Consider the following 23189-nt stretch of genomic DNA (forward strand, 5'->3'; position numbering starts at 1 on the left):
AGATGCATATTGCCAATTGTGAAATATAAGTGTAAAAAACCGAGCAACATAAATTTCCATTAATCGAGGATTGGTTAGTGGTTATGTCTAGAAATTTACACATTATTAGCACAGGGGTTAAGGAAGTGTTAAAACAAAAGAATTTACTACAGAACATTGGTGTTCAAGTTGTGATTGCCATGGTACTCGGTACGCTTATTGGTGCAGCCATGGGTCACGATGCGACAATGTTTTCTCCGTTAGGTGCCATCTTTATTAACTTAATCAAGATGTTAGTTATTCCACTGGTCGCTGTTGCTCTGATTTCAGGTGCAGCTGGCCTAGGCAATAGCCACTCTGCAGGTAAAGTTGGTTTCGTTACTCTAGGTTACTTTGCTGTAACTTCTGCTTTAGCGGTTTGCCTAGCACTAGTTATGGGTGAAGTATTCCAACCAGGCATGGGTATTGATGTTTCTGGTGTTGAAGGCATGTTCTCAGCAGAATACGCTTCAAAAGGTGAACTACCTACGTTTTGGGCGACCGTTATCGGTATGATTCCGACTAACGTGTTCCAATCTTTGAACGACGCAAACATTCTGCAAATTCTCGTTTTCTGCTTGTTCTTAGGTATTGCCATTTCAAAACAGAGCCCAGAGAAACGCGATCCAGTCATCAATGGTGTAAACACTATCGTTGATTCAATGGTGTGGATGATCAACAAAGTAATGGTTATCGCTCCAATCGGCGTATTCGGTCTGATGGCTGAAGCAGTAGGTACATTCGGTTTTGGCGCTCTTATGGTGGTGTTCAAGCTGTTTCTGGTTTACACAGCCGCTATCCTGATTTTTGGCTTCATCGTTTACCCAGCGATGATCCATTTCTTCAGCAAGACTTCAGCGAAGAAATTCATTAGCGCAATGAAGAAGCCACAAGCGGTTGCTCTTTCAACAGCATCTTCTATGGCAACACTTCCTGTTACTATGGACACAGTTGAGAAAGACCTAGGTGTACGTAACTCGACAGCGTCATTCGTTCTGCCTCTAGGCGCAACGATCAACATGTCTGGTAACGCAATCTACTACGGTTTAGTTGCAGTTTTCTTTGCTCAACTGTTCCACATTGACCTATCAATGGGTGCTTACATTGCAATCATCGTGACTGCTACACTAGGTGCTGTTGGTCAAGCTGGTGTACCTGGTCCTTCATTCCTTGTTGTTGCGGTTCTTCTTGCTGCAGGCATTCCAATTGAAGGTCTACCACTACTATTCGCTCTAGACCGTATCTTCGACATGATCCGTACAGCACTAAACATCACTGGTGATGCAGCTTGTGCAGTAATCGTTGATTCTATGATTGAAGACTCTGAAGCTGAAAAAGTTTATCAAGATCAGCAAGCTTAATAGCTGAATCTCTAACAAAAACCGCTCTGATGAGCGGTTTTTTTGTTTTCAATAAGAAGATTGCCAAATTTGTAACTAAATCGCTACTGGCTATTCAGATGACAAGGCAAATTGAGTAGACTATCGGCAACGAAAAGTTTGGATGTACCCACATAATGAAACAACTGATTGAGTTTATTCCTCTAATTATCTTCTTTGCTCTCTTCAAGCTATACGATATTTATGTCGCAACTGCTGCATTGATCGCTGCAACTGCCGTTCAAGTGGCTATTTCGTACTTCGTGTACAAGAAAGTTGAAAAAATGCAGCTCATTACCTTTGCTGTTGTCGCCATCTTTGGTGGTATGACGATTTTCCTTCACGATGACAACTTCATTAAATGGAAAGTGACCATTGTTTACACTGTGTTTGCTCTAGGCCTGACTGTCAGCCATTTGATGGGTAAATCAGCGATCAAAAGCATGTTAGGTAAGGAAATCACTCTGCCAGACAGTGTGTGGGCAAAAGTAAACTGGGCATGGGTTGGCTTCTTCGCTATCTGCGCTGTAGTTAACATCTACATTGCTTATCAATTACCTTTAGATGTTTGGGTTAATTTCAAAGTGTTCGGCCTTCTTATCGCAACATTTGTCTACACCCTGCTGACTGGCGTTTATATTTACAAACATCTTCCTAAAGAGCAGAAAAATTCTAACCAATAGATGATTTTACATGACTCTTTGGGGTTAATAAGCAGCTAGATTTACTGCTATAATGCCCTCTTTTCTGACAGCGACTTGGTAAACACAGTCGCTGTTTTGCTTACTACGGAATTTGAAATGAGTCAGGAAGTCGGTTCCCCTAAAGGCCAGCTATTACTTAGAACGGTTGCCATGCCAGCAGACACCAATGCAAATGGTGATATTTTTGGCGGTTGGATTATGTCTCAGTTGGACTTGGCTGGTGGTATTTTAGCAAAAGAGATTTCTTCTGGTCGTATCGTTACAGTCTCAGTTTCCAGTATCGCGTTTAAAAAGCCCGTGAAAGTAGGTGATGTGGTCTGTTGCTACGGTGAATGCACTAAAATTGGCCGCACTTCTATGTCGATTAACTTAGAAGTTTGGGTAAAACCCGTTAAAGTTGACGGCATCGGTGACCGTTTCCAAGTGTGTGAAGCCACATTTAATTATGTCGCCATTGATTCCGATGGACGCCCGCGCCCGATTAACGCAGGAAACTGATCACAGAAATATCACCATCAAGGTTTAAATATTGCCAAGTTTCCGTACATTAGTTGCTGGTAACTTGCAGTTTCAGTCATTAATAAGGATATGGATTATGTGGTATGTCATTTTTTCTCAAGACGTTGAGAGCTCTCTAGAAAAACGCATGAGTGTTCGTGCTTCGCACTTAGAACGCTTACAAGCACTTCAAGATGAAGGCCGTTTGCTGACCGCTGGCCCACTACCAGCTATCGATTCAGAAAACCCAGGAGAAGCAGGTTTCACTGGATCAACCGTTATTGCTGATTTCAACTCGTTAGAAGAAGCAAAAGCATGGGCAGACGCAGATCCTTATGTGGCAGCAGGTGTTTATGCTAGTGTCATCATCAAACCGTTCAAAAAAGTATTTTAGTATGAAAAAAAGTACCGCTGGAATTATCGCTTTCGGCTTAGTTCTGCTCTCTGGTTGTAGTTCTAATGCAGACAACCAGAGAAATCTTGAACTGCTCGCGGATAATAGAGCCAGCCTGCTGAGTACTGAACTGCCTTTAGAATATGGCCCACTCAATATAATGCGTGCTACGGCCAAAGGTACCACCATTGAAATGATGATGGTTTATAACGCTGATGATAAAAGTGCCAAACCTGTCACTCAGGTTATGCAAAGCAGTATCAAAACCTTTTGTTCAGACAAGAATATCAAAGCAAACCTCGAAGTGGGTTTGAGTTACCGTATTAAAATGCGTAATACTCGTGGACAACTGATGGTAGATGAACTCATCACTCAACAAACTTGCGCTTCACAATAGGTTTGTGCTGTATAAATGCTTTGTTCTACAAACAAGGGGCTCATCTGAGCCCCTTGTTTGTTATTCAGACTTGCAATTAAGCTGCGTTACTTTGTGCTTCTTCGCGCAAGGTTTTTGCCGCTAACACCATGTTGATCAATGACGCTTCCACTTCTTTCCAGTTACGAGTTTTCAGACCGCAATCAGGGTTTACCCAGAGTCGTTCTGCTGGGATCTTGGCTGACGCTTTACGCAGTAAACCTTCAATCCATTCCTGTGTTGGAATGTTTGGCGAGTGAATATCATAAACACCCGGACCAATTTCGTTCGGATAATTGAAGTCTTCAAAGGCTTTCAGAAGTTCCATGTTCGAGCGTGAGGTTTCAATCGTAATCACATCCGCATCTAGTGCTGCCACTGAGTCAATGATCTCGTTGAATTCGCTGTAACACATGTGAGTATGAATCTGGGTTTTCGGTCTAGCACTTGCCGCAGAAATCTTGAACGCTTCCACGGACCAATCTAAGTATGCCTTGTGGTCACGTTTCTTCAGAGGCAAACCTTCGCGAATCGCCGGTTCATCAATCTGAATGATATTAATCCCTGCATCTTGTAAATCAGAGACTTCGTCACGTAACGCTAGCGCCAGTTGCTGAGCGATTTCTTTACGGCTGATATCTTCACGAGGGAAAGTCCAGCACAAGATAGTGACAGGGCCCGTCAGCATCCCTTTCATCTTCTTATCGGTTAATGACTGAGCATAGCTTGACCATTCAACAGTGATTGGTTTTTCACGTTCAATGTCTGCAACCACAATCGCTGGCTTAACACAGCGAGAGCCGTAACTTTGTACCCAGCCAAACTGAGTGGTTTGGAAGCCTGATAGGTTTTCAGCAAAGTATTCAACCATGTCGTTACGCTCTGCTTCGCCATGGACTAATACATCCAGCCCCAAAACCTCCTGACGCTTCACCGCATCTGCAATGTGTCCTTTCAATGCTGAAATATACTCGGCTTCTGGTAATACTCCTGTACGGAATGCACTGCGTTGAGTACGAATTTCGTTGGTTTGCGGGAATGAACCTATGGTGGTGGTTGGGAATAATGGTAAACCCAGTTGTTTCGCTTGTGTCACCGCACGCTGTTTGTACGGCTCACTACGCTGCGCTAATGATGCAGTGATAGTGTTCACTCGCGATTGCACTTGCGGCTTGTTCACATGTGTTGCGGTTTTTCTATCAACAATAGGCAAGCTGTAAGTGTCACAAGCCAAAATCGCTTCTTGGTCGCCATCTAATGCTCGTCCAAGTAGCGCGACTTCGGTGACTTTTTGCTTGGCAAACGCAAACCAGCTGCGCACTTCTGTTGAGAGATTTTGTTCGAGTTCTAAATTCACTGGGCTGTGCAGTAGTGAGCATGAACTCGCAATCCAAAGGCGCTCACCCAGTTTCTCTTTTATTGGCTGCAATCTGTTATGCAGGTTGCCTAAATCTGCACGCCACACGTTTCTGCCATTGATAGCTCCCACTGACAACACCCAGTGTTGTGGCAATTTCTCTAGTACACTTTCTAACTGCTGTGGCGCTGCTGAAATGTCGATGTGAAGACCGTTTACAGGCAGTGCAACGATTTTGTCCAACGTATCAATCACCGAATCAAAATAAGTTGTTAACAGCACTTTTACATCGCCTTGCAGTACTTGATACGCCAGCTTAAAAGCATCTTGCCATCGGCTTTCTAACTCAAGTGACAGTACTGGCTCGTCGATTTGAACCCACTCAATCCCTTGTTTAGCCAATTTAGACAAAATGCTTTGATAAGCCGTCAGCAAACGTGGAAGCAATGTTAAACGGTCAAAATTATCTTCCACTTCTTTACCCAAGTAGAGATAACTCACAGGCCCCAAAAGCACAGGTTTCACGTTTGCACCTGTTTTCACCGCTTCATTGACTTCTTCAAATAGCTGCGGCCAGCTCACTTCAAACTTATCGTCAGAACTGAATTCAGGAACGATGTAGTGATAGTTAGTATTGAACCACTTGGTCATGTCTGAAGCCGCACTGCCACTACAACCACACGAATTTTGCGACTGGCCACGTCCAACGCGGAAAAGCGTATCGAGATCTGGAAAGCTATCTTTGTTATGAGATAGATGATGGCGAGCAGGAACATGACCAAGCAGCAAAGTGGTTGTAAGAACATGGTCATACCATGCAAAATCGCCCGCAGTAGCAAAGCTTAAGCCTGCTTCTTTTTGTAAAGCCCAGTTGTTGTGGCGGATTTCGCTACCTACCGCCTTTAGCTCTTGCTGAGTGATATCACCACGCCAGTATTTCTCTAATGCAAATTTAAGTTCGCGTTTTTCGCCAATACGTGGGTAGCCCAAAATATGTGTAATAGTCGCCATGTCATCGTTCCTTCTACTAAGCTGAGGTCAGACAAAAAGATGTCTGGATGGCTAAATAATCATCCTGACCACCAAATAAAACAATCGACGAATATTCAACTTGTTTATTAAAAATATTCATGTTCTCCAAATCACTTTAGCTAGAAAAGTAACAAGATAAACAAGAAACGATGTTGAACCCCACTGTGCAAGCAGCCTTTCCTTTGCGACAAACAGACTAATCCTACATACAGTAAAATCCCCACAGACTTAAAATAGCGAGTTGAGTTTTAACCCCCATTTGAGTTTGAGTGATGAAAAAATTCCTGCTAACAGTATTAGTTAGTTTATGTCTGGGCCTATTATTGAATGCGCTGCATCTAGCGGTAACCACTAATGACCTTGTTAAACAAAAAATACACGACTTCAATAACTTCATTTCTGTATTTGATGCTGCGCGAGACAAACTGCATATTACGGCAAGCAATATCCAATCAGAATTAGGCAAAGAGCAGGATGCTTCCATCGTTGAAAAGCAAAATAGAGACGTAAAATATCTATTCGACGACAACAATATTAATCTTACGGATGTGATTACACTTGAGACTCTAACCCAGCTCTACAGCAGCGCTCCAGAGTTTGTGAATAGCCGATATGTTAATGCTCTTAGCTACCTTTCATTCAACGCCAAAACGATCTTCTACAGTGTGAAGCCTGTCGGACGATCGACTTATAAAGAAGAGATAAAATGCAGCACTTCAGAGTACTGTTCATTTCTTTACGACAACAGTAAATCCAATACTGGTGCCTACACTTATGACATTTTCGAGAATACTCAAGCAGGCGGGATAACTCTGACACTTTCTACCGCAATTACGCACAATGGTGAAAAAACTGGTAGCTTGGTTTTAGATATTCCCGTCAACGAAGCATTTAACACTAAAGTACTTATCGAGAAAAAATACGAGAATGGCAAAAACGTCTACCTTTTCTCAACGACAAAGAACCCACTCTTCAATTACCACGAAAACTACAACATCGACCAAAAGAACATTCTTAGGTTAAAAGTTTCGTATCTGGAGCTATGGTTTAGCAAAGCCTACTTAACAGTTGTGTATTCACTGATCGCTTTCTGCATTATCTTTATGATCATCAACAAGCGTGATTTCGACAAAATGACCCAGAACATGGTTGAACGAAAAGAAGCGTTCTACGATGAAGGTACAAACACTTATCGCTTTGAAATAACTAAAACTCGTCATTTAGAGGATGTTGTCAACGGCAATGAAGTAAACTCACTGATCTTAATTAAGTATGATTTGGATGAAGCCAAAGAACATAACGCTCATTTGGTCGCACAAAAATTCATGGTTGATACCGTTAGTTCCTTTATTCGAGCGAGTGACTATCTGATCAAGAATCCAAAACACGAAGATGAGTTGATCATGCTGTTGCCTAAATGTTCAACTGAGAATGCAACTAAGATATTGAATAAGGTCTTCTACAACCTCAATGAAGAAACCTACTCAGATAAAAAACTTAAACTCAAAGCAACACGTGTCATCGCCAACCTTCAGAACACTGCAAGCATTGATAACTTACTTGCTATTGCTCAAAAAGAAGTAATTAAAGAAGGAAATGAGCGTTAACCGCTCTCCTTCCTCTTTCCCCACATGTAAAAATCCACCTGCATAGCAGGTGGCTTTGAATGGCCCCCTATAAGGGGGCTATAACACATCAAGTTATATAACTAGCGTCGGTGAGCGCTTTAGTATTCAACTTCTACGGCAGAGAACATCCATTACACCCCGTATTTTTGTCGAATCATAACTTTTAAGCCGTTATTGTATACCCTGTCCCTTAACCTTAATGCCTTTCGGGCATAGCCCAAAAGGACAATCACCACCTTCATAGAAGGTGGTTTAGGGTTAGAAAACAAAAAAGCTCTGCGATTGCAGAGCTTTTTATTTGAGCGTTAATTATTTCATTGTTTAGCTGACAGTGTTCGCATTTCGTTTTTGCATAAAGAACTCTGCCAACTCAAAATCAATCGCGTTATCGATATCAAAAGAAACATGATTGTCCATAACGTAAGAAAATGATTTCGAGGTGTATTGAATCAGCTTGCGTCGCTGAAGAATTTTGACATCAAAAATATATAAAGCGCCATTGAGTCGATAATAAGTGGCTAATTCTTGAGAACGCTTCAGCGCTTCAGCGGAAATAAACTCGCCCATAGAACCGTCTTCCGGCAACGTATTAGACCACAACGGTGAATGCTCACAAGCAGTTATAGAGACAACGGATTCTGCTTGCTTGTTTGTATACAGCTCTAACGCTTCATCAATGTGGTCAGCATCGCGCAAAGGAGAGGTCGGTTGAAGAAGTACAAGAACATCAAATCCTGAACCATACTTCTCCAACACATCAAGCAAAACGTCGACAGTCGTCGCCGTATCTGATGCTAAATGGGCGGGACGCAACTCAGGAACATCAATTTCATATTCCCATGCAATATCCGCAATCTCTTGGTCATCGGTACTAACAAAAACTTCATCGACATACTGACTTTTTTTAGCAGCATCAATAGACCATGCAATCAAAGGTTTCCCGCAAAAATGTAATGCATTTTTACGAGGTAGACGTTTGCTCCCACCTCTAGCTGGGACAATAGCCAATACACGTTTACCGTCAATCATCACACATGCCCAAAGTATGAATATCCGTCTGCGCTCGGTTGAAATCATCCATTCGACCAATATCGAGCCAATATTCATGTATTGGGAACATCAAAACACGCTGTCGCTCGGCCATATGCTGCTCTAAAAGAGTGGGCATATCAATTCGTTGGTTTTTCTGAACAGATTTAATCACGCGCGGAGATACAACATATATACCCGCATTGACAAAGAAACGCTGAATTGGCTTTTCAACCATATTAGTGATGCGGTTGCCTTCTCCGTTAATCACACCATAAGGAATTTGATAGTCGTACTCTCTAACACACATGGTGGCATCCGATTCATTATTGACGTGAAACTTAAGCAGGCTTTGGAAGTCAACCTGTGTAAGTACATCGCTGTTCATCATAATAAGCGGCAAATCTTGCGGTAAATCGTCAGGCAAGAGACCTAATGCTCCACCAGTGCCCAAAGGCTGCTCTTCATGCACATATTGTATAGATACACCCAGTTTTGAACCGTCTCCGAAATGGCGATGGATCTGTTCAGGCATATAGTGAGTTGAAATGTAGAAGTTACTGAAACCAGCTTTGATAAAACTCTTGATAACTGTTTCTAATATCGGTTGCCCACCCACTTTTAACATCGGTTTAGGGCACTTATCAGTAAGAGGACGAAGCCTTGTACCAAAACCGCCCGCCATAAGAAATACAGGGTTCTGATACTGCTTTTTGGTTAGCGCACCATGCAAGGTTTCTAAACCCACTACATGACTAGCCTCATCGAGTAGAGGAACTGAAAGAATTTGTTTTTTCTTCATCAGCGCAATTAGCTGCTCTTTGGTTGTACCAAATCTGGCGCTGATTGGCTGACGATTCATGATCTCTGAAACGGGATCACTAAGTGTAAGATCTCTTAACAAGCCTCGGCGAATATCACCATCACTGATCATGCCGACCAGTTTCCGGTCTTCTGAGACGGCTACGGCTACCCGCAGTGCTTCTGTATTAATAATTTCTAGTGCTTGTTTAATAGTACTGTGTTCAGAAACTAGCGTTTTTTGCCAGCTATGGGTCATCTTACACCTTCATTTTACTCAATACTTCTTTGTAGTCCCCCTTGCTCCGAAAACAATCGTTTTTGAACTCACTGATTGAGTCACCGTAGCGCCGGCTCCAATCACTGATGAATGAGAGATCTGCAAATTTTGAATAATGGTTGCATTAGCTCCGACAAAAACACCTTCCTCTGTTTTTACCTGTCCACAAAGGACAGCTTTTGGAGCTAAATGGTTGTGTGCACCTATTTCACAATCATGCTCAACAAGTGCACCGCTATTAACTATGGTGTGTTTTCCTATACAAGCACCCGCATTGACTATCGCGCATGGCAAGACCTGTGCACCTTCCTCTATCACTGCAAAGGAAGAAACAACCGCACTGTCCGCGATTACAGTCCCAAACCGATAACCTAAAGACTCAAAATATTGGGTTATCGATTGTCGTAAATTCGATTTCGGCATCATTCCGATACCATTGACTAGTAAAACGTCTTCGGGCTTAAAGCTCAATGTATCCTTATCCTCTTTAAAGCGAGGAATATTCCTAAAAACTTGTCGTTGGTCTATTTCATCAGGACTGATGATTGCGAGTATTTGTTTCCCTTGAGAAAGCAAAATATCGGCTAAGACGGAAGCATGTCCGCCACCGCCTATTAGTATGATCGGCAGAGCATTAAGATCACTCATCAAGTAATTCCCCTACTTGGTAATCTCTGCTCACTGTCTTTCCTAGAAAGTCCCAATAAAGATATGGTGATAACCCTGAACCAGGTCTTTTTGTTATCAGGTTATGTTCTGTGAGCGCTTCACCTTTATTAATCGATTTCGCTGCTACCAAACTCTTTCTCGCGACTTGTTTGTTCTTGACTTCAGCCACTGTGGGCATTTTCACAGCTGAACCTAATGCACTTTCAATTTGGCGAATCGCAGTGACCATTGCCGTTAATTCTCGCGGATTAAGAGAAGCTTTATGGTCCGGACCTTCCATATCTTTGTCTAAGGTAAAGTGTTTCTCGATAACTACAGCGCCACGTGCAACAGCAGCGATCGGAATGGTGATACCTTCGCTATGGTCAGAATATCCTGCTGGTAAATTAAACGTACTTCCGAGTGTATCCATCGCTCGCAAGTTGATTTCGTTGATTGGTGCTGGATATTCCGTCGTGCAATGCAAAATAGTGACTTTCTCTTTCAGTGCTCTCTGCCCCTCTGATGACGAGTAGGCTTCCTGAAACGCCATTAGAGAAGGCTTAGCATTAACCTCTTTGATATAACCAAAGGCGATTACGCCCAGAGCCATTTCTATTTCAGCTAGTGTTGCCATTCCTGTAGATACAATAAGATCACATCCTGTACGAGCATGCTCGAGAACTAACGGGGCATTAGTCAGTTCACCAGATGGCAACTTTAAACGCGTAAGCCCTAATTCATTAACCAAAAAGGCTAAACTCTCAGAATCAAACGCTGTCGATAAAAATTCTATGCCCAACGTTTCGCAGTATGTTACGAGCTTGTGGTGAGCTTCATAAGAAAGCTCTAAACGCTTGAGCATTTCCAGCTGAGACTCTTTCTTTTGAGTGTTGGCTACCTGATATTCCGCTTGTGGTGCATCTTCCGTCACTAAGTTTTTAGCTTTGAACGTTTGAAACTTAACTACGTCAGCACCTGATTGATAAGCCGCGTCAACAAGCTTAAAAGCCAGTTCCTCAGAGCCATTATGGTTAACACCTGCTTCGGCAATGATTAAGGTCATGTTCAGTCTTCCTTAACTAAGTCGTAAAAGGTTTTGTGAAAATCAAAATCAGCCGTTTTAATCATCTTAATAACCTGAGCACTACTGTTGCCTTGACCGTACGGATTAAAGACAACCTCAGTTGGTAACTTATACGCGCGACTTAAAGCCACTTGAATTGCATTTGAAATAGACTCTTCATTGGCTTCTGCATGAATGACACTTTTTGCAGCGAGACGACCTTTTTGACGACAGCCAATATTAACCGTAGGTACATCAAACGAAGGTACTTCGATAATACCACTTGAAGAATTACCAATAACCGCACTTGCATGCTTCACAGCACTTAGATAACGAGCTTGTCCTAATGAAGGAATCGAAAGCACTCTACCTTTATTTGACTGGGCATATTGCTCCAAAATCGGAATAATTCGTCTACCGCCATCATCAGCATTTGGATAGGTCAAAATAACTTGGTAGTCTGGATAATTATCCAACGCTTCGATCAGCGCTTGAAAACTTTCTTCGGGCGACTCATCCGCCAAAGTAACCGGATGATAAGTCACGACGACAAATGGGCTGTAGAGTTCGAAGTTAAGTGATTCACTTAACTCCTTTAGTGACATAAGTTTGCTGCGAGCTAAATGATCTAGGCCAATCGCACCGATATTTTTCACTCGAGAAGGATGTTCACCCAGTTGAATCACTCGCTGTCGGTACTCTTCTGTAGAGGTGCAATGCAGGAAACTAAGCTTTGTGATCGCATGACGAATAGCATCATCGTATGCCCCCTCAGTAAGTTCACCTCCATGAAGATGAATAATTGGAATCCTTAATATCATTGCAGTTTGCGCAGCAGCTAGCGCTTCAAACCTATCTCCCAAAATGACAATTACATCGGGTTGCAGCCTTGCGAGCGCGTCAGCAAAGCCAATAACACCCAAGCCAATACTTTTGGCTGTGCCTACGACTGAATCAGAAGATAGGAGCATTTCGATTTTTTCATCAATATGAAACCCATCCTTCTCAATCTGCTTATAAGTTTCACCAAATTCCGGTGATAAATGCGAACCTGAAACCAACAACTGAAGCTGTAACTCTGAATCATTTTGAATGTCTTTTAAAAGCCAGAAGAGCAATCCATATTCCGCTCTGGTACCGGTAAAAACAGCTACTTTTTTCTGGATTTTATTCATATCAAAAGCTCTGGTTGGACGTTAAATGAATCGGTGTACTAGGCAAGTTTACCAAATGTGCTTCAATATATTCCGAATAGCTCAAGTCGCCCCGTAGTGCATGTTCAAACATAGGCAAACGGTGCATGAGTTTCCATATAGGGCGAGTCATTACGCCATCGGCGTTAGTTTCTTTTAAGATTGACTCTCGAACAGCGGAATCAGGGCAGATAATGGCATTAAGCCAATAGTTAGATTGGGCATAGTCCGGCTCAGTGATGAAATGAGTATCGCTATTGGCAAAAAACTCCTGATACAACCCAGCTAATTTGCGTTTTTGAATTAAATAATCTTGCAAAACTTCCATCTGCGCACAACCAAGTGCTGCATTAATGTTAGGCATACGGTAGTTAAAACCAGCTTCATCATGGAAGAATTCATACTGATGAGGCACTTTCGCTGTCGTGGTGACATGTTTAGTATGTAAGCCTGTATCGAGAGTCTTGCATAGCACCATGCCACCACCACCCGTGGTGATGACCTTGTTGCCGTTGAAACTTAAAGCACCAAAATCACCTATGGTGCCAGTGTGTTGATTTTTGTAGAAAGAACCCAAGCTTTCTGCCGCATCTTCAACTAATGAAATGTTCCAACTGCTACATACTCTGCTGAGTTCATCCAGCTCAACCGGGTGTCCAAACGTATGCATTGGCACAACCGCTTTGATTCTTTGACCGGTCGCTTTGTGGTAACACCCTTCATCGCGCAATTCAGCATATTCAAGCAAGTAGTTCTCGACTGCCTTTGGGCATAAACCCAAACTGACTGGCGAAATATCGACGAAGATGGACTCAGCGCCCATATGGTATAGAGCATTGCAAGTTGCAACAAAAGTTAGCGCTTGGGTAATCACTAAGTCGCCGCGCTCAACGCCAGCCATGTAGAGTGCAGTGTGTAATGCAGAAGTACCGTTGACCGTTGCAACCGCTTTAGCACAGCCTGTATAACTTTCTATTTGTTGTTCAAACTGGTCAACAAACTTACCCACACTCGATACAAATGTGCTTTCAATGGTTTCCATCACATAGTTTTTTTCTTTTACACCAAAGTTAGGTGCATGCAATGGAATAAAATCTTGGGTCTGATAAACATCTCTTACAAACTCAACGATAGCTGACGACTTCATACTTTCTGATCCTCTACTACATTTTACTATCGAGATATTTACCTGTTTCTTTGTGACCAAAGTCAGGAATCATTGTGAAGAAGAGCTTTACAATCTGCTCTTTACTCCATTCACGGTCATGCTTCATAGCAACGATGCTTTGTTCAAAAAGATTCAGCTTTTCATCATCAAATAATACTTGGTTTTTGATGATACCTAAGTTCACAAATCGAGACATATCCAGTGTTTCTTTGTCTGTGAAAAATTCCTCAAAATCTTTTTCTCCCGTCGTATCACTTGTAGTGAAAAGGCAAGGCCACTTGCCTTGGGCTGGTAGAGTTTGGGCTAATTCACGAGCTTCTTCTTCGCTTGTACAAAGGTAGGGTTCATAACCGAGCTGCTCAAGATACTTAACCGCAATATCGGCAAATGAAATCAGGTGAAGCGCTTCACTTAACTTAGGAAAGAAAATATCTCGGTTTTCGCCAAAAATGCATGACATCAAACACAGCTCGCCGGATTCCTGAGGAGTGACAAAGTAACGTTTAATATCGTTTGGCGCTACGATAGGTTGACGTTTCTGAATGCGCTGGTTGAACCCATGCAGCAAAGAACCATCCGAAAACGCTACGTTTGCAAAACGCGCTGTAGAGATTGAGATTCGCTCGCTATTTCGCATCAGGAACATTTCCATAATGCGTTTTGAAGCCCCCATCATGTTTACAGGGTTTGCCGCCTTATCTGTCGAAACACAGAAATACTTCTGTACACCTGCATCGATAGACTGCTGAATGGTTTTATCAGTATTAAATACATTCACATCTATCATACGCATCAACGTAAACGGATCCTTTTCGCTGCGGACATGCTTAAGCGCAGAGAGATTTAATACGTAATCATATTTGCCATCGGCTTTAATAAACGCATCATATTCGATAGAACCAATATCTAGCGCGAATGTTTGAAAATCCCCATCGATATAACCAAACGAACTACGAATATCTCGAACCAACTCAACCATATTGTTTTCACTGATATCAACAACATGTAACTTCTGAGGGTTACGTTTAAATATCTCTTTCGCTACCGCTTGACCAATAGATCCCGCGCCACCTAACACAAGAAATTTAGAACTTGAGACAACACGACAAAGTTCTTTTTCATGGCGACTGATATCGCTTTTAAACAAAGCCTCTCTGCGACCAATTAAATCTAATATTGAGTTCATCATTTCTCTTTCTCGGTTAACTGTGGTTCGATGTAGTTTTATGCATGTCAAAGCTAACGCCAAACGCTAACAACAATAACAAGGCATGCCATACACACACTCAAAACACATGGGATGGTGAGATGGCGATGGCTTTTCATCACAAATGTGCGTTTGGGAATGGAGACAATCATGCGGACCAAAAGGTAGTTGTAGCCTAATAAGGTTGCGCCAATCATAAACATCCAAGAGGAGTTCACATGCGCAGCAGTGGCGTAGATAACCGCCAGCAGATAATTAACTAAGGTCAGCCATGCAACCCAACGCCTTATTTGACGAAGAGTCGCATTACTGACCTTATGTATGCTCCTAAACAAGTATCAGAGCCTAATAGGATGTGGGTAGCTGATTGTCTCGAGCAGCTTTTGCAGCCTCTCTTTCCTGACGTTCAATAGTATCCATTACTTTTTTATCTGCTTCTTTGCCCGCAGATTCGATCTTCGGTAAGTTCTTGTACACTTCACTCAATTGTTTCTGTGCGCTAGTAGTAAGAACAAACACTTCTATACGACGGTTATCAGAACTCTTAGGGTCTTCGGGGTTAAGCGGCGCAGTGTCTGCCATACCAGATACCTGAAAGATCTGATCATTAGATACTCCACCTTGAGTCAAGAAGTAACGAGCCTGGTTGGCGCGGTTTGCAGACAGTTCCCAGTTGGTTGTTTTCGAGCCGACGTAACGACTTGCATCAGTATGCCCAGTGATAACCATCGCATTGGTAACACGTTTAAATACAGGCGCTAAGTGCAACAACAAATCCTGGTAGAACGGCGTCATATTCGCGCCCCCACGGTAGAACATTTGCCCTTGCTCAGAGTCGCTGATCATGATTTTCAATCCCTGAGGAGTTACCGTAACTTGAACACTCCCCATGCCTTGAATTTCTTCAATATGCTCTTCAATCAAACGGGCAAAAACTTCCAACTCTTGTTGACTGTCTACCTCACCTTCGATCAGAGAAGTATCTTCGATACGATGCATGTCAGACTCATGATTTGATGTCGCTATTTCTTGCAAAGTGATTGGGCTGACTGAGTTGCCTAGTCCATCCGTTTGCAATTGACCAGTCTGAAAATATTCAACCAGATCCTGACTGTCTTCAGAGTCCATAACAGACAGAAGCCAAAGGATAAGGAACAAACACATCATCGAGATCATCAAGTCAGCCATCGCCACTTTCCAACCGCCATGTGTTAAATCAGAACCTTTGCTCTTCTTTTTCTTAATGATCGTTACGCCAGCAGTACTCATAGTAAATTACCTAAGTCCTTCAAGCGCTTGTTCTAGTTCCGTAAAGCTTGGCTTAATATGACTTTCAATGTGTTTACGGCCTGCGTTGACACACATATGTGGAGAGAGGTTTTGCAAGTAGCCAGTAATAATTGAACGAATGCAGTGAAGCGGAGCGACCTGCTCTTCAGCGATATCGTGCATAGAAGCAGACAACGGACCAAACATACAATAACAGCCAAAAATACCAGTAAAGGTACCCACTAGTGCTCCAGCAATACTTTGTCCAATGATAGTTACATCAGCATCTAAGTTCTGCATGGTTAAGATAATACCCATTACCGCAGCAAGAATACCAATTCCCGGCATCGCTTCCGCTGTCGCATGCAATTTATTACCGGGCTTTTCGTATTCTTCAATCAACACTTCAATCTCTTCTTCCAGAGCGGCTTCTAACTCGTGTGCGGACATTTTAGAGCTGATTACTTGACGGAAAGAATCAATGATAAAGTTCAGCGTAATGGTGTCTTTCATGATAGCTGGATACTTGGTAAAAATACTGCTCGCTTCTGGGTTTTCTACATGAGTATCCAGTGCTTTCAAGTTTTGCATTTTCACTACATTGATCAATTCAAACATTAAAGACAACAGCTCTTGATAATAAGCTTTGGTATAAGTGCTTTTACCAACAGTTTGCTTAATCTGAGACATCATTAATTTCAATGTAGGTATGGTACACGAAATGATCAGACCACCTATAGATGCACCGAAAATAATTACTATTTCAGATATTTTAACAAGTGCGCCTAGTCTTCCCCCATGAAGAATAAATGACACACCAATAACTGCTAATATCCCTACAAATGCCAATATTTGCTTCATTCTAAATTCTCTCCGCTCGAGATTTAATTACCTCGACACCTTTATGTTTTAATCTGTGAACTTTAACTTCACTTATTTCTAGAGCGAGTGCGGTTTCCTGAGTACTTAACCCCATCACATACATTAAATACATAACACGCTGAACTTCCTCAGGTAATTTCTCCAACTCTTGTTGAATAAATAACGCCTGCTCTTCTTTATTATCTTCTTCTGAATTATCAACACTGTCATACAGTTCAATATCATCACTTAATACAAGATCTGACATCGCATCTAGATATTCCTGCGCTGTAATATTAAGCACTTTACAAATTTCAGACTGTCTTGGAGTGCGGCCAAGCTGCCCCATAAGAGCCGATTCAGCTTTCTTGATATTGTTCGCCAGCGTTCGGTTGTCACGACTTAAATAATCGCGAGAGCGAAGCTCATCTATGATGGCTCCGCGCATTCTCACAGTGACCGACTTAATGAAGTCTTCATTCACAATATGGTCAAATTTACGCAGCTCAGTAACAAACGTTATCAAAGCCGTTTGACGCAGATCTTCTAATGTATCTTCGTCTACTGCTCCTCTGTATCGCTTCAGTGAACGATTGATCAATGGCAGATTAGACTGAATGGCCGCAGACTCTATAGCTTGCCTATGAGCTGTGGGCTGCAATTCCGTCTTTTGGTACGCTTGTTTACCTAGCAACATTTATTGATATACCGCTTTGGTGACTAAAACTTCCTTAACTCGCCACTGTTTTTCCTTTTTAAACATGTAATCCAAATCATCTTGAAGATTCAAAATGAACATTTCATCTCGGAAATATTCTGCAGGTTTCAAGCTAAATACTTTCAAGATTTGATTTTTAATCTTAGGAATATGAGTTTTTAACTCTGCTTCATTACTTTCCGGTGTATATAAATAGAGATCTAACAACAACAGGCTTTGACGCTTAGAAAAAGTGATAGGAATTAACATTCCATGTAATGGGACCTCAACCGTTGGTGTATTTAAATCAAAGTTTTGAGGCGCATCTTTGATTATTTCTACTTTTTGTTGTTCTGAAGCGTTACCAGCGAACATACCACCAACATTAATACCTGCGAAACTTAAACCGATAATTGCGCCAACGGTTAATAATACGGATGCTAATACCGCGATTACAATTTTCATAATATTACGCTCTTGCTAATTCATTGTTATCGATATCTTGTACCGTATCTAAATCAAGGCCTGCAGAATTATCTACAACCATAAATTCATCACTTGATACGAAATAGTCCTGCTCTGCGTTTTGTTGCTGATCACCAGAAACAGAGACGTCGACATTTAAAAAGTTTTGCTCAACCAGCTCTGCCCTCAGGCGATCCGATGTCATCTGAATTGACTCGCGAGTTGTATTGGATGAAGCATTGATTTGAATATGAAGTTTGTCATTATCGAGTTTCACAACCAGTTCGATTTTACCAAGGTCTGGCGGGTCTAAACGAATAGTCGCTGTGGGTGTTTTTGCATTGATCTGAACACTGACTTTGTCTGCAATCGTCGCACTTAAACGCTCACCTAACTCCTGCGCTGAAAGGGATTTATCCATAACCGCTCTAAACTGCAAGTTAGCATTAAGCTCACTACGAGCAGGTTGAGAGTGATTATTTAACAGTGCATCAGCGGATACCGTCTGATCTTTTACCGCAGCAACATCAATCAATCTGCTATCCACTACGTTTTGTGTGACCTGCGAACTCGTAGCCAATTGATTAGTTGCAGTCTGAGCGGTTGTCAGAGAGGCACTGGTACTTACCACGTTTGAAACTGCTGATACGAGAGAGTCTTTCGCTGATGAAGACACGGATACTGAAGGATCTTTGGCCACGTTTGCTAAGTGTGTTGTCGCAACAGGTGCTGCCGTCAATGCAACTGAATCGTCACTCATCTCTGCAGTAGCGTCATCTGCAAGCGTTGAAACTAACTCAATAGTGTCACCGGATTCGGCTTCCGTTGCACTTACGCCCAACTCGAACTTTAAAGTTTCAGATTCGGTCCCCGAAAGTAAAGCAGCAAAGCTCTGTGCCATAGTGCCTGAAGGGAGACTATCACTGAATCCCTGCTTGGCATTCAGCACGGAGCCTTCTGCGAGTGTAGTTGTATCTGTAGAACTATGGCTTAAACCATTAATCATAATTATCGACTTAATTGCGTTTTTTGATAGGCAAAGTCTCTTGCCCTATTGTTACCTAAGCTATCCATTTCTGTTTTGACGAGATCCCTTTCATTTTGAATAAACAAAGTTGCCTCTAGGTGAACCTGTTTGAGCTTTGCAAGCACGCCCAGGTTCACTTCTGCTGTTTGGTCCACAGCGGGTAGATGCTTTTGCAACAGATTTACGCTGCGCTCGATGTTTTCAACGCTGCGCTCATTGAGTGCACGTTGATAAAAAGCCAACAATTTGGTTAATTCTTGCTGATTCATAATCTAATTAGCTCAAAAGCTTCATCGCCCCTTCCCAACCTTCGCGTAAATCCGCCAGTGGTTGTTTCAGGTCTTTGATCACTTGAGTATCTAAATCTTTAGAGCCTTTAAACACAGTTGCAATGCTGTGCTCATAAAGATTATGGATGTTTTCAATCAGTTCATTAGGATTGTCCAAATCTAAAGACGCATCTAAAGCCATCAAAATGTCGATGGCTTTTTGTGCTGACTTTGATTTCTTTAGGAAATCCTTCTCATCAATAGCAAACACAATCGTGTCTAGCTCGATAGCTAAACGGTCATGCAGCATGCAAATCAGTTCAAAGGTATTTGAAACCGAAGCATTAGCTTGAATCTGCACATTGCTATATGCCGCTTGTTGTTGATTACCTAGTAACATTGTCTACCTTTAAGCAAATAGTGTTGAAACTGAATTCATTGAGAACATTATGTTGTTCAAATTCGTAAATTGAGAGAGATAGCGCTTGTAGTACATATCATATTTCGTATCAAGCTCATCGAGCTTATCGTTAACGCGATCTTGTTGTAGAGCATTGCGGTCTTTTTTCGTTTTTAGAGAACCCGTGTTGTAATCAGCGTATTTTTCAACGGTTGATTCCATAGTTTTGAACAGACCACCTTCACCAACAAATATTGCGTCTAAATCATAGAGTTCAGAGGCCTCGTCAAACTTCTCTGCATCGAGTTCCAGCTCGCCTTCTTTATTGAGTGATAAGCCTACCTCGAACATACTTACGCCATTGTATGAAGTACGAACTAAATTCTTCAGTTGATTCTCAATGCCTCGAATCGAACCGTCAGAAGCTAGTACACCACGCTGCTCAGTTTCGCTACCCGACTGAGTTGCTTCATTAAGAACTTTTAAAGCGTCATTGAATGCTTTTACAAATTCATTTAACGTTTCTATGGTCGCTGCGCTATCAGGTCCAATAGAGAAGTTTGTCGTATCATCACCAGCAGCATTCGCTTTCGTGATAGTGATATCGACACCATTCACAACGTTTTCAAATGTGTTAGTACTGTTACTCAGTTCAATACCAGAGCCGTAATCTCCCATCCAGATGATGGCATCACGCCCTTCTTTGATCACTTTTTGGTTAGTGGTTGTAAAAGCGTCTAGTTCTCCGCTATCTGCATGTGACGCTGTTACCGTAAACTGATTTGCAACACCCGTTTCCTCAGAGCTAAACAGCAGTTTCATGTCTCCGCTCGAACGAACTAACGAAGCGCTAACACCACCATCCATGGTTTTATTGAAGTAATTAACCATTTCCTGATAAGAGACATTGCCGTCGCCATCATCGTCAGCATCAGCGCCCAGTGTGATTTCTTTGTCCACACCATCAAAATTCACGGTGAGCGTTGTTTTACCATCTGCGACCGCAAAGATGTCTGAAGTTACAGTACCCGTCGCGTTAACTGCTATTTGGTGCGATGCTGCCGTCTGTTCTACAAAAATATCCATGTTGATATTTTTTGCGTAACCTGCAGCATTTACCGAGAAAAACTCTTCACTCGACTGAGTCACTGCACTTTGCGCGAGCGTACCTTTCGGCTTGGTAAACTTGTACAGGATGTTATCTAACGCATCCAAAGCATTATCGATTTTACCGAGCATGCTGTTTTGACTTTGCAGAGTACTCAACTGTGTTGAGTAACGGTTTTGAGCCGCATAAACCTCGTAATAAGCGAGTTGGTCAGCATATGCTGAGGCATCGATTTGCATAATTCTCTCCAAAAACGGCTCAACCGTTATGACAGATCTTTCTATTTATATGATAGGGCGTTAGCCAAAGTGGTAATATCTACCCCTGCTGATTCCTATGTAGGAATTAGCTTAGGATTGAAACCGCTACCTCTGGTGTTGTCTGCGTTCCCGCTAGCTGTTGAGCTCCATTAGGCTCCAGCATGGTACTTTTGGATGCAGTACTTGCTTGTTGCACACTTTGGCTATCAGCTGTTGAGTGCGAGGCATATGCATCTTGCAGTTGTGTATCAAGTTCGGCGCGAGTTTTTGCCAATTGGCTCATCAGTCCGGCATCGCCAGATAAATGCTGCTTCGCGATAGGTTTAGAATCTTCCGTTAACTCGATTTTGCTTAACGTTTCAGCAATGGATGATATTTCACTACTGTTGAACTTAACCTTTACCTCTTTTTCTTCGCCTGTAGCCGATGTTGAAAAACCAGAAGCTTCAGGTGTATGAGCGTCTTTCAGCTGTTTATTTAAGTCTTTTAGCTGAGCCCGTAACTGAGCTATTTTTTCGTTACCTTGTGCATCGTCTTGGTCGATCGCTTCATTTAGCTGTGAAGCTACACTTTCCATTTCAGATAAAACGCTCTTAGTATTTTGCATATGAGCTAAAGTGTTTTGCGCTTCTTTCTGTTGGTAAGCTGGTAAATTCGAACGCTCTGCTAAACGATCGGCAATTTTGATGCTTGTTTGCTCGTTGTCATCGACAACCGCGTTCACACGTTCATCAATATTATTGACAGCGGTACTAGGCTTATTCACATCCGCAGTTACGATATTCTGAGTAGTGAGATAAGCTTGATTATTAGTGGGGACAGAAATAATCATGATAATTTCCTTTTAAATGGTTAAATCAGCTTTTCTACACTTATTTATAACGACCTATTCAATCGCTTTATTTCGCTTAGATCATTCAAATCAATGATTAAGGAATATTCCCACAAAAAATTGTAATAACTCTTAGCCAGCATTAGAAATATAAAAAAGCCAGCGACATGCGCTGGCTTTTACATTCAGAACTAATTTTAAATTAGCCTAGCATTGACATTGCTAGTTGTGGAATTGTCTTCGTTGCACTTAGCATTTGAGCACCAGATTGCATTAGCATTTGGTTCTTAGACATATTGCCTGACTCAGATGCGAAGTCTGTATCCATGATACGACCTTTAGACGCTTCTAGGTTCTCTGTCATGTTTGCTAGGTTGTTGATGTTGTGCTCTAGGTTGTTGATTTGAGCACCGAACGCCGCACGAGATTCACCAACAATATTAATGAAGCTAGACATTGCTGACATAGTATTTTGGCCTTTTGCAGCCGTAGAAATACCAAAACCGGTTGATGCAAACTTAGTGATTGCTGCATTTAAAGAGCCTAGCTCTGTTTTGACATCTACAGTTGTAGTTTCTGATTTAGTTGAACCAGTTTGGAAAACTACTGAACCAGAAGCGAACACACCACCAGATGAAGCTAGCAGTTTCTGACCACCAAAGTTAGTGTTTTTCGTCATATCACTCAGCTGTGTTGCAAGTGCTTTAAATTCTGCGTCTAATGCTGCGCGGTCGTCCGCTGTGTTTGATCCGTTAGATGCTTGAGTTGCTAAATCGTTCATACGGTATGCGATGTTGGTCATCTCATCCATTGCTGATTCAGCTGTCTGCATCATTGAGATTGCGTCTTGAGAGTTACGTGATGCTACTGACATACCTCGTGATTGAAGCTCTAGACGGTTAGCGATTTGAAGACCCGCTGCATCGTCTGCTGCTGAGTTTACACGGTAACCTGTTGATAGACGCTCCATTGACGTTGAAAGCGCGTTGTTTGTGCTGTTTAGCGTGTTTTGAGTAACTAGGTTTGCGTAGTTAGTATGTAGTGAAATAGCCATATCATGCACCTCTTAGGAATTTAGCTGCGGATACTCATGTATCCCTTTCACTAATTAGTTACGGCAACCTAGTTTTATTTATTTCAAAAAACATTACAAACAGCACACCAACAGAACTTACCTACAAGAT

General features: G+C 42.1%; 25 protein-coding genes. 6 read left to right on the forward strand and 19 right to left on the reverse strand.

What is annotated here, in order from left to right; translation table 11 throughout:
* Positions 1-83: 83 nt before the first annotated feature.
* The 5 genes from ACRQQK_RS00240 (at position 84) to ACRQQK_RS00260 (ending at position 3390) form a co-directional block, all read left to right on the forward strand.
* Positions 84-1379 carry a dicarboxylate/amino acid:cation symporter gene (locus tag ACRQQK_RS00240; protein WP_457509260.1) on the forward strand — a complete coding sequence of 432 codons (1296 nt, stop codon included), beginning with the start codon at positions 84-86 and terminating at the stop codon, positions 1377-1379.
* Positions 1380-1534: 155 nt separating this feature from the next.
* Complete coding sequence (locus ACRQQK_RS00245) at positions 1535-2080, forward strand: septation protein A (RefSeq protein ID WP_457509261.1); 546 nt, start codon at positions 1535-1537, stop codon at positions 2078-2080.
* A 117-nt stretch (positions 2081-2197) separates the two neighbouring features.
* Positions 2198-2599, forward strand: coding sequence for an acyl-CoA thioester hydrolase YciA (gene yciA / locus ACRQQK_RS00250; protein ID WP_457509263.1), 402 nt, complete (start codon positions 2198-2200; stop codon positions 2597-2599).
* Between the two features lie 97 nt (positions 2600-2696).
* Entirely contained in the window at positions 2697-2993 is a 297-nt protein-coding gene (locus ACRQQK_RS00255; RefSeq protein ID WP_457509265.1) for a YciI family protein, read from the forward strand.
* Position 2994: 1 nt separating this feature from the next.
* A complete protein-coding gene (locus tag ACRQQK_RS00260; RefSeq protein WP_457509267.1) occupies positions 2995-3390 on the forward strand; it encodes a GspS/AspS pilotin family protein in 396 nt (131 codons plus the stop codon).
* Between the two features lie 76 nt (positions 3391-3466).
* Here the strand turns inward: ACRQQK_RS00260 and metE are convergent, their stop codons facing one another.
* Positions 3467-5776, reverse strand: a complete 2310-nt coding sequence (gene metE / locus ACRQQK_RS00265) for a 5-methyltetrahydropteroyltriglutamate--homocysteine S-methyltransferase (RefSeq protein ID WP_457509268.1) — start codon at positions 5774-5776, stop codon at positions 3467-3469.
* 293 nt (positions 5777-6069) lie between these two features.
* On the opposite strand from metE, the gene ACRQQK_RS00270 reads away from it, so the two are divergent.
* Positions 6070-7404 carry a hypothetical protein gene (locus ACRQQK_RS00270; protein WP_457509271.1) on the forward strand — a complete coding sequence of 445 codons (1335 nt, stop codon included), beginning with the start codon at positions 6070-6072 and terminating at the stop codon, positions 7402-7404.
* 342 nt (positions 7405-7746) lie between these two features.
* Here the strand turns inward: ACRQQK_RS00270 and ACRQQK_RS00275 are convergent, their stop codons facing one another.
* From ACRQQK_RS00275 to lafA, 18 genes are all read right to left on the reverse strand, one after another.
* On the reverse strand, positions 7747-8454 hold the full coding sequence (locus ACRQQK_RS00275) for an acylneuraminate cytidylyltransferase family protein (RefSeq protein ID WP_457509273.1): 708 nt from the start codon (positions 8452-8454) through the stop codon (positions 7747-7749).
* The gene (locus ACRQQK_RS00280) at positions 8447-9514 is read right to left on the reverse strand and encodes a nucleotidyltransferase family protein (RefSeq protein ID WP_457509274.1); all 1068 of its coding nucleotides are present in this window, start codon (positions 9512-9514) and stop codon (positions 8447-8449) included. Before ACRQQK_RS00280 ends, ACRQQK_RS00275 begins: the two co-directional genes overlap by 8 nt.
* Positions 9515-9532: 18 nt before the next feature.
* Positions 9533-10183: an acetyltransferase gene (locus ACRQQK_RS00285; RefSeq protein WP_457509276.1), complete on the reverse strand. Its 651-nt coding sequence runs from the start codon at positions 10181-10183 to the stop codon at positions 9533-9535.
* Positions 10176-11249, reverse strand: coding sequence for an N-acetylneuraminate synthase (gene neuB, locus ACRQQK_RS00290; protein ID WP_457509278.1), 1074 nt, complete (start codon positions 11247-11249; stop codon positions 10176-10178). The genes ACRQQK_RS00285 and neuB overlap by 8 nt, the downstream gene beginning before the upstream one ends.
* Before the next feature lie 2 nt (positions 11250-11251).
* Complete coding sequence (gene neuC / locus ACRQQK_RS00295) at positions 11252-12424, reverse strand: UDP-N-acetylglucosamine 2-epimerase (RefSeq protein ID WP_457509280.1); 1173 nt, start codon at positions 12422-12424, stop codon at positions 11252-11254.
* 1 nt (position 12425) lies between these two features.
* On the reverse strand, positions 12426-13589 hold the full coding sequence (locus tag ACRQQK_RS00300; RefSeq protein ID WP_457509282.1) for a LegC family aminotransferase: 1164 nt from the start codon (positions 13587-13589) through the stop codon (positions 12426-12428).
* A 16-nt stretch (positions 13590-13605) separates the two neighbouring features.
* A complete protein-coding gene (locus ACRQQK_RS00305) occupies positions 13606-14796 on the reverse strand; it encodes a UDP-N-acetylglucosamine 4,6-dehydratase (protein ID WP_457509284.1) in 1191 nt (396 codons plus the stop codon).
* Between the two features lie 53 nt (positions 14797-14849).
* The gene (locus tag ACRQQK_RS00310) at positions 14850-15152 is read right to left on the reverse strand and encodes a hypothetical protein (protein ID WP_457509286.1); all 303 of its coding nucleotides are present in this window, start codon (positions 15150-15152) and stop codon (positions 14850-14852) included.
* A 10-nt stretch (positions 15153-15162) separates the two neighbouring features.
* A complete protein-coding gene (locus ACRQQK_RS00315) occupies positions 15163-16086 on the reverse strand; it encodes an OmpA family protein (RefSeq protein ID WP_102964355.1) in 924 nt (307 codons plus the stop codon).
* Positions 16087-16092: 6 nt separating this feature from the next.
* Positions 16093-16947: a flagellar motor stator protein MotA gene (gene motA / locus ACRQQK_RS00320; RefSeq protein WP_457509288.1), complete on the reverse strand. Its 855-nt coding sequence runs from the start codon at positions 16945-16947 to the stop codon at positions 16093-16095.
* Position 16948: 1 nt separating this feature from the next.
* Positions 16949-17644, reverse strand: coding sequence for a sigma-70 family RNA polymerase sigma factor (locus ACRQQK_RS00325; RefSeq protein ID WP_457509290.1), 696 nt, complete (start codon positions 17642-17644; stop codon positions 16949-16951).
* Complete coding sequence (locus ACRQQK_RS00330; RefSeq protein WP_102964352.1) at positions 17645-18109, reverse strand: flagellar basal body-associated FliL family protein; 465 nt, start codon at positions 18107-18109, stop codon at positions 17645-17647.
* A 4-nt stretch (positions 18110-18113) separates the two neighbouring features.
* Complete coding sequence (locus ACRQQK_RS00335; protein WP_457509292.1) at positions 18114-19115, reverse strand: flagellar hook-length control protein FliK; 1002 nt, start codon at positions 19113-19115, stop codon at positions 18114-18116.
* Positions 19116-19117: 2 nt separating this feature from the next.
* Entirely contained in the window at positions 19118-19405 is a 288-nt protein-coding gene (locus ACRQQK_RS00340) for a hypothetical protein (RefSeq protein WP_457509294.1), read from the reverse strand.
* 7 nt (positions 19406-19412) lie between these two features.
* Complete coding sequence (locus tag ACRQQK_RS00345; RefSeq protein ID WP_102964349.1) at positions 19413-19805, reverse strand: flagellar export chaperone FliS; 393 nt, start codon at positions 19803-19805, stop codon at positions 19413-19415.
* 9 nt (positions 19806-19814) lie between these two features.
* A complete protein-coding gene (fliD, locus tag ACRQQK_RS00350; protein ID WP_457509296.1) occupies positions 19815-21152 on the reverse strand; it encodes a flagellar filament capping protein FliD in 1338 nt (445 codons plus the stop codon).
* A gap of 106 nt (positions 21153-21258) precedes the next feature.
* The gene (locus ACRQQK_RS00355; RefSeq protein ID WP_457509298.1) at positions 21259-22005 is read right to left on the reverse strand and encodes a hypothetical protein; all 747 of its coding nucleotides are present in this window, start codon (positions 22003-22005) and stop codon (positions 21259-21261) included.
* A gap of 202 nt (positions 22006-22207) precedes the next feature.
* A complete protein-coding gene (gene lafA / locus ACRQQK_RS00360; RefSeq protein ID WP_457509300.1) occupies positions 22208-23059 on the reverse strand; it encodes a lateral flagellin LafA in 852 nt (283 codons plus the stop codon).
* Between the last annotated feature and the right edge of the window lie 130 nt (positions 23060-23189).

It is taken from the genome of Vibrio sp. C8 (assembly GCF_054051265.1).